At 43.4% G+C, this 6,213-nt stretch carries 5 protein-coding genes, 2 pseudogenes and 1 riboswitch; of the genes and pseudogenes, 6 read left to right on the forward strand and 1 reads right to left on the reverse strand.

From position 1 onward, the window contains the following. The first annotated feature begins 64 nt into the window (after positions 1 to 64). A riboswitch (TPP riboswitch) is annotated at positions 65 to 167 on the forward strand. 69 nt (positions 168 to 236) lie between these two features. From HT729_RS09545 to HT729_RS09570, 6 genes and pseudogenes are all read left to right on the forward strand, one after another. Then, on the forward strand, positions 237 to 527 hold the full coding sequence (locus tag HT729_RS09545) for a thiamine-binding protein (protein WP_000647658.1): 291 nt from the start codon (positions 237 to 239) through the stop codon (positions 525 to 527). Further along, on the forward strand, positions 490 to 1,248 hold the full coding sequence (locus HT729_RS09550) for an ABC transporter permease (protein WP_162199268.1): 759 nt from the start codon (positions 490 to 492) through the stop codon (positions 1,246 to 1,248). The genes HT729_RS09545 and HT729_RS09550 overlap by 38 nt, the downstream gene beginning before the upstream one ends. 37 nt (positions 1,249 to 1,285) lie before the next feature. Beyond that, entirely contained in the window at positions 1,286 to 2,293 is a 1,008-nt protein-coding gene (locus tag HT729_RS09555; protein WP_031233681.1) for an ABC transporter substrate-binding protein, read from the forward strand. Further along, complete coding sequence (locus HT729_RS09560; protein WP_000136235.1) at positions 2,293 to 3,018, forward strand: ABC transporter ATP-binding protein; 726 nt, start codon at positions 2,293 to 2,295, stop codon at positions 3,016 to 3,018. The genes HT729_RS09555 and HT729_RS09560 overlap by 1 nt, the downstream gene beginning before the upstream one ends. A gap of 120 nt (positions 3,019 to 3,138) precedes the next feature. Beyond that, positions 3,139 to 3,597, forward strand: coding sequence for a CtsR family transcriptional regulator (locus tag HT729_RS09565; protein WP_023936792.1), 459 nt, complete (start codon positions 3,139 to 3,141; stop codon positions 3,595 to 3,597). Positions 3,598 to 3,757: 160 nt separating this feature from the next. Further along, a pseudogene (locus HT729_RS09570) lies at positions 3,758 to 5,980 on the forward strand (ATP-dependent Clp protease ATP-binding subunit); the annotation flags it as partial. Here HT729_RS09570 and HT729_RS12190 read toward each other — a convergent pair. Next, positions 5,869 to 6,213: pseudogene (locus tag HT729_RS12190) on the reverse strand (hypothetical protein); the annotation flags it as partial. The pseudogenes HT729_RS09570 and HT729_RS12190 sit on opposite strands and share 112 nt — an antisense overlap.

Genomic DNA, 6,213 nt, shown 5'->3' on the forward strand with positions numbered 1-6,213 from the left:
GATTATCCCCTACTCGATTAAGCAATTTCCTTGACATTTTTCTTATTTTGCGCTATCATATATACATATAATATATGGGAGTCTGTGTACAGTCTGAGAGGAAGTGTTAAACTTCGACCGCACCTGATCTGGGTAATGCCAGCGGAGGGAACGATACTTAGTCTGATTTTGCACCTTTTCCATATATGGTAAAGGTTTTTCTTTTTGTCAAAGGAAAACGAGAAGAGGAGGTTTTTATGAAAGCAAGCATCGCCTTGCAAGTTTTACCCCTAGCACAGGGGATTGATCGGATAGCTGTTATTGATCAGGTCATTGCTTATCTGCAAGCTCAAGAAGTGACCATGGTGGTGACACCATTTGAAACGGTCTTGGAAGGGGAGTTTGATGAGCTTATGCGCATTCTAAAAGAAGCGCTGGAAGTGGCAGGGCAGGAGGCAGATAATGTCTTTGCCAATGTCAAAATAAATGTAGGAGAGATTTTAAGTATTGATGAGAAGCTTGAAAAGTATGCTGAGACGACACATTAGTCTATTGGGTTTTCTGGGAGTCTTGTCAATCTGGCAGTTAGCAGGTTTTCTTAAACTTCTCCCCAAGTTTATCCTGCCGACACCTCTTGAAATCCTCCAGTCTTTTGTGCGTGATAGAGAATTTCTCTGGCACCATAGCTGGGCGACTTTGAGAGTGGCTTTACTGGGGCTGATTTTGGGAGTCTTGATTGCCTGTCTCATGGCTGTGCTCATGGATAGTTTGACTTGGCTCAATGACCTGATTTACCCTATGATGGTGGTTGTTCAGACTATCCCGACCATTGCCATAGCCCCTATTCTGGTCTTGTGGCTAGGTTATGGGATTCTGCCCAAGATTGTCTTGATTATCTTGACAACAACTTTTCCTATCATCGTCAGTATTTTGGACGGCTTTAGGCATTGTGACAAGGATATGCTGACCTTGTTTAGTCTGATGCGGGCCAAGCCTTGGCAAATCCTGTGGCATTTTAAAATTCCAGTCAGCCTGCCTTACTTTTATGCAGGTCTGAGGGTCAGTGTCTCCTACGCCTTTATCACAACAGTGGTATCTGAGTGGTTGGGAGGCTTTGAAGGACTAGGTGTCTACATGATTCAGTCCAAGAAACTGTTTCAGTATGATACCATGTTTGCTATTATTATTCTGGTATCGATTATCAGTCTTCTCGGTATGAAGCTGGTTGATGTCAGTGAAAAATATGTTATTAAATGGAAACGTTCGTAGAATAAGAATGTTTCAAAAAAGAAAAGAGGAAATCAAAATGAAGAAAACATGGAAAGTGTTTTTAACTGTTTTAACAGCTCTTGTAGCTGTCGTGCTTGTAGCTTGTGGTCAAGGAACTGCTTCTAAGGATAACAAAGAGGCAGAACTCAAGAAGATCGACTTTATCCTAGACTGGACACCAAATACTAACCACACAGGGCTATATGTTGCCAAGGAAAAAGGTTATTTCAAAGAAGCTGGAGTGGATGTTGATTTGAAATTGCCACCAGAAGAAAGCTCATCTGACTTGGTTATCAATGGTAAGGCACCATTTGCAGTGTATTTCCAAGACTACATGGCTAAAAAATTGGAAAAAGGAGCAGGAATCACTGCCGTTGCAGCTATTGTTGAACACAATACATCAGGAATCATCTCACGTAAATCTGACAATGTAAGCAGTCCAAAAGACTTGGTTGGTAAGAAATACGGGACTTGGAATGACCCAACTGAACTTGCTATGTTGAAAACATTGGTAGAATCACAAGGTGGGGACTTTGAGAAGGTAGAAAAAGTACCAAATAACGACTCAAACTCTATCACACCTATTGCCAATGGTGTCTTTGACACTGCTTGGATTTACTACGGTTGGGATGGTATACTTGCTAAATCTCAAGGTGTAGATGCTAACTTCATGTATTTGAAAGACTATGTCAAGGAGTTTGACTACTATTCACCAGTTATCATCGCAAACAACGACTATCTGAAAGATAACAAAGAAGAAGCTCGTAAAGTCATCCAAGCCATCAAAAAAGGTTACCAATATGCTATGGAGCATCCAGAAGAAGCGGCTGATATCCTCATCAAGAATGCACCTGAACTTCAGGAAAAACGTGACTTTGTCATCGAATCTCAAAAATACTTGTCAAAAGAATACGCAAGCGACAAGGAAAAATGGGGTCAATTTGATGCAGCTCGCTGGAATGCTTTCTACAAATGGGATAAAGAAAATGGTATCCTTAAAGAAGATTTGACAGATAAAGGCTTCACCAACGAATTTGTGAAATAATGACAGAAATAAGACTAGAACACGTCAGTTATGCCTATGGTCGGGAGAGGATTTTAGAGGACATCAATCTGCAGGTGACTTCAGGTGAAGTGGTTTCTATCCTAGGTCCAAGCGGTGTTGGAAAGACCACTCTCTTTAATCTAATCGCTGGGATTTTAGAAGTCCAGTCTGGGAGAATTGTCCTGGATGGTGAAGAAAATCCCAAGGGGCGCGTGAGTTATATGTTGCAAAAGGACTTGCTCTTGGAGCACAAGACGGTGCTTGGAAATATCATTCTGCCCCTCTTGATTCAAAAAGTGGATAAGGCGGAAGCCATTGCCCGGGCGGATGAAATTCTTGCGACCTTCCAGTTGACAGCTGTAAGAGATAAATACCCTCATGAACTCAGTGGCGGGATGCGCCAGCGTGTAGCCTTGCTTCGAACTTACCTTTTCGGGCACAAGCTCTTTCTCTTAGACGAGGCTTTTAGCGCCTTGGATGAGATGACCAAGATGGAACTACACGCTTGGTACCTTGAGATTCACAAGCAGTTGCACCTGACAACATTGATTATTACTCATAGTATAGAGGAGGCTCTTAATCTCAGCGACCGCATCTATATCTTGAAAAATCGCCCTGGGCAGATTGTTTCAGAAATTAAACTAGACTGGTCTGAAGATGAGGACAAGGAAGTCCAAAAGATTGCCTACAAACGTCAAATCTTGGCAGAATTAGGCTTAGAATAAGTAGAAAAATAGGGAGTTGGTGAAGATTATCCTTTACCAGCGCCCTTTTTCTTTTAAAAATGAGAAAATTTCGGTATAATAGTCAAAGATAGTCAAGGTTCAAAGAGAGGTGGGTTTGTAATGAGATTTAAAAATACATCGGATCATATTGAGGCCTACATCAAGGCGATTTTAGATCAATCTGGTATCGTGGAGTTGCAACGAAGTCAGTTGGCAGATACCTTCCAGGTTGTTCCTAGTCAGATTAACTACGTGATCAAGACACGCTTTACGGAAAGTAGAGGCTACTTGGTTGAAAGTAAGCGTGGTGGCGGAGGTTATATTCGTATAGGACGGATTGAGTTTTCTAGTCATCATGAAATGCTCCGAGAGCTTCTTTATTCGATTGGCGAGCGAGTTAGTCAAGAAACTTATGAGGATATTCTCCAGCTTTTGGTTGAGCAGGAATTGATGACCAAGCAAGAGATGAATTTGCTAGTATCAGTAGCTTTGGATCGCGTTCTAGGAGAAGAAGCTCCAGTCCTTCGTGCAAACATGCTACGCCAGGTCATACAAGAGGTAGATAGAAAAGGGAAGTAAGATGAACTATTCAAAAGCATTGAATGAATGTATCGAAAGTGCCTACATGGTTGCTGGTCATTTTGGAGCTGGTTACCTAGAGTCTTGGCACTTGTTGATTGCCATGTCCAATCACAGTTATAGTGTGGCAGGGGCGACTTTAAACGATTATCCATATGAGATGGACCGTTTAGAAGAGGTGGCTTTGGAACTGACTGAAACGGACTATAGACAGTATGAAACTTTTACGGAGTTGCCGTTCTCCCGTCGTTTGCAGGTTCTTTTTGACGAAGCAGAGTATGTAGCGTCAGTGGTCCATGCTAAGGTATTAGGGACAGAGCATGTCCTCTATGCGATTTTGCATGATGGCAATGCCTTGGCGACTCGTATTTTGGAGAGGGCTGGTTTTTCTTATGAAGACAAGAAAGATCAGGTCAAGATTGCTGCTCTTCGTCGAAATTTAGAAGAACGGGCAGGTTGGACTCGTGAAGACCTCAAGGCTTTACGTCAACGCCATCGTACTGTGGCTGACAAACAAAATTCTATGGCCAATATGATGGGCATGCCGCAGACTCCGAGTGGTGGTCTCGAGGACTATACGCATGATTTGACAGAGCAAGCGCGTTCTGGCAAGTTAGAACCAGTCATCGGTCGGGATAAGGAAATCTCGCGTATGATTCAAATCTTGAGCCGTAAGACTAAGAACAACCCTGTCTTGGTCGGGGATGCTGGTGTCGGGAAAACAGCTCTGGCGCTTGGTCTTGCCCAGCGTATTGCTAGTGGTGATGTACCTGCGGAAATGGCTAAGATGCGCGTGTTGGAGCTTGATTTGATGAATGTCGTTGCAGGTACACGTTTCCGTGGTGACTTTGAAGAGCGTATGAATAATATCATCAAGGATATTGAGGAAGATGGCCAAGTAATTCTCTTTATCGATGAACTCCACACTATCATGGGTTCTGGTAGCGGGATTGACTCGACTCTGGATGCGGCCAATATTTTGAAGCCAGCCTTGGCGCGTGGAACTTTGAGAACGGTTGGTGCCACCACTCAGGAAGAATACCAAAAACACATCGAAAAAGATGCGGCCCTTTCTCGTCGATTCGCTAAAGTGACGATTGAAGAGCCAAGTGTGGCAGACAGCATGGCCATTTTGCAAGGCTTGAAGGCGACTTATGAGAAACATCACCGTGTGCAAATCACAGATGAAGCGGTCGAAACAGCCGTTAAGATGGCCCATCGTTACTTGACTAGTCGCCATTTGCCAGACTCTGCTATAGACCTCTTAGATGAAGCAGCAGCAACAGTGCAAAATAAGGCTAAGCATGTAAAAGTAGACGATTCAGGCTTGAGTCCAGCTGACAAGGCCTTGATGGATGGCAAGTGGAAACAGGCAGCTCAGCTAATCGCAAAAGAAGAGCAAGTGCCTGTCTATAAAGACTTGGTAACAGAGTCTGATATTTTGACTACCTTGAGTCGATTGTCAGGTATCCCAGTCCAAAAACTGACTCAGACTGACGCTAAGAAATACCTGAACTTGGAAGCTGAACTACACAAGCGTGTCATCGGTCAAGATCAAGCAGTTTCAAGCGTTAGCCGTGCTATTCGCCGCAATCAGTCAGGGATTCGCAGTCACAAGCGTCCGATTGGTTCTTTTATGTTCCTAGGACCCACAGGTGTCGGGAAGACCGAATTGGCCAAGGCTTTGGCAGAAGTTCTCTTTGATGACGAATCAGCCCTTATCCGCTTTGATATGAGTGAGTATATGGAGAAATTTGCAGCCAGCCGTCTCAATGGAGCTCCTCCGGGTTATGTGGGTTATGAAGAAGGTGGGGAGTTGACCGAGAAGGTTCGCAACAAACCCTATTCCGTTCTCCTTTTTGACGAGGTAGAGAAGGCCCACCCAGATATCTTTAATGTGCTCTTGCAGGTCTTGGATGATGGTGTCTTGACCGATAGCAAGGGCCGCAAGGTTGACTTTTCAAATACCATTATCATCATGACGTCAAACCTTGGTGCGACAGCCCTTCGGGATGACAAGACCGTCGGTTTTGGAGCTAAGGATATTCGTTTTGACCAGGAAAATATGGAAAAACGCATGTTTGAAGAGCTGAAAAAGGCTTATAGACCTGAGTTTATCAACCGTATTGATGAAAAGGTGGTCTTCCATAGCCTGTCTAGTGACCATATGCAGGAAGTGGTGAAGATTATGGTCAAACCTTTAGTGGCAAGTTTGGCTGAAAAAGGCATTGACTTGAAATTACAAGCTTCTGCACTGAAATTGTTGGCAAATCAAGGATATGACCCAGAGATGGGAGCTCGTCCACTTCGCAGAACCCTGCAAACAGAAGTGGAAGACAAGTTGGCAGAACTTCTTCTTAAGGGAGATTTGGTGGCAGGCAGCACACTTAAGATTGGTGTCAAAGCAGGCCAATTGAAATTTGATATTGCATAAAAATGGAGAATCAGGAGTAATCTTGATTCTCTTTTGCCAAATTTCAAGTTCAAGTTAGCCATGAAGAAGTCTTCTCTGGGTGATTTGTAGTTCAAGCATTTTTTAGGATAGTTATTAATCCAATTTTCGATGAATGCGACTTCTTTGGGAGTCGTTTTCTTAGTTCCCTTAGGTAACCATCT

Source organism: Streptococcus sp. 79 (genome assembly GCF_013277425.1).
GTDB classification, from domain to species: Bacteria; Bacillota; Bacilli; order Lactobacillales; family Streptococcaceae; genus Streptococcus; species Streptococcus pseudopneumoniae.

Bases quoted from the DNA above. Each gene is read 5' to 3' on its own strand.
- HT729_RS09545 (WP_000647658.1), top strand. From the start codon at position 237: ATGAAAGCAAGCATCGCCTTGCAAGTTTTACCCCTAGCACAGGGGATT.
- HT729_RS09550 (WP_162199268.1), top strand. From the start codon at position 490: ATGAGAAGCTTGAAAAGTATGCTGAGACGACACATTAGTCTATTGGGT.
- HT729_RS09565 (WP_023936792.1), top strand. From the start codon at position 3,139: ATGAGATTTAAAAATACATCGGATCATATTGAGGCCTACATCAAGGCG.
- HT729_RS09555 (WP_031233681.1), top strand. From the start codon at position 1,286: ATGAAGAAAACATGGAAAGTGTTTTTAACTGTTTTAACAGCTCTTGTA.
- HT729_RS09560 (WP_000136235.1), top strand. From the start codon at position 2,293: ATGACAGAAATAAGACTAGAACACGTCAGTTATGCCTATGGTCGGGAG.